Origin of the sequence: Streptomyces narbonensis, assembly GCF_014649015.1 — a bacterium.
Classification (GTDB): Bacteria; Actinomycetota; Actinomycetes; order Streptomycetales; family Streptomycetaceae; genus Streptomyces; species Streptomyces narbonensis.
The window spans coordinates 1-1,043 of sequence record NZ_BMSF01000076.1 but is presented as its reverse complement, the minus strand read 5'-3'; the positions used below and the strand labels follow the sequence as shown (position 1 = coordinate 1,043).

Below are 1,043 nucleotides of genomic sequence, written 5' to 3'. Positions count from 1 at the left end.
CGTCGCCGGGGCACTGAGCCTGGAGGATGCCGCCCGCGTCGTCGCCCTACGCAGCCGGTCCATCGCCGCTCACCTCGCCGGCAAGGGCGGCATGATCTCCCTCGCCCTCAGCCAGACCGACGTCCTGGAGCGGATCGACACCCTCGACGGACTGTCGATCGCCGCCGTCAACGGCCCCACCGCCACCGTCGTCTCCGGCGACCCCACCCAGATCGACGAACTCGCCCGCACCTGCGAGGCCGACGGCATCCGCGCGCGGGTCATCCCCGTCGACTACGCCTCCCACAGCCAGCAGGTCGAGATCATCGAATCCGAACTGGCTCAAATCCTCTCCGGGTTGAAGCCTCAGACCCCCCGCGTCCCCTTCTTCTCCACCCTCGAATGCACCTGGATCACCGAACCGACGCTCGACGCCACCTACTGGTACCGCAACCTCCGCCACCCCGTCGGCTTCGCCCCCGCCATCGAAACCCTCGCCACAACCGAAGGCTTCACCCACTTCATCGAGGTCTCCGCCCACCCCGTCCTCACCATGGCCCTCCCCGACACCGTCACAGGCCTCAGCACCCTCCGCCGCGAACAAGGCGGCCTCGACCGCCTGATCACCTCCCTCGCCGAAGCCTGGACCAACGGCCTCCCCCTCGACTGGACACCCGTCCTCCCGGCCGCGACCGGCGACCTCCCCGACCTCCCCACGTACGCCTTCCAGACCGAGCGCTTCTGGCTTCAGAGTTCCGCCCCCACCAGCGCTGCCGACGACTGGCGCTACCGCGTCGAGTGGCAGCCGCTGACGGCCTCCGGTCAGGCGGCCCTGTCCGGGCGGTGGCTCGTCGCCGCGGGGAGCGAGCCCGACGCCGAGTTGCTGGGCGCTCTGAAGGCCGCCGGTGCGGAGGTCGAGGTGCTGGAGGCCGGGGCGGACGGCGACCGCGGGGCGCTCGCCGCGCGGCTCGCCGCGCTGACGACCGGCGAGGGCGGGTTCACCGGTGTCGTCTCGCTCCTCGACGGGCTCGTGCCGCAGGTCGCCTGGGTGCAGGCGCTCGGCG

General features: G+C 71.9%; 1 protein-coding gene. It reads left to right on the top strand.

The features are described from left to right. The coding region (locus IE124_RS34045) for an acyltransferase domain-containing protein (protein WP_189513888.1) at positions 1-1,043 on the top strand (1,043 nt) is incomplete at both ends.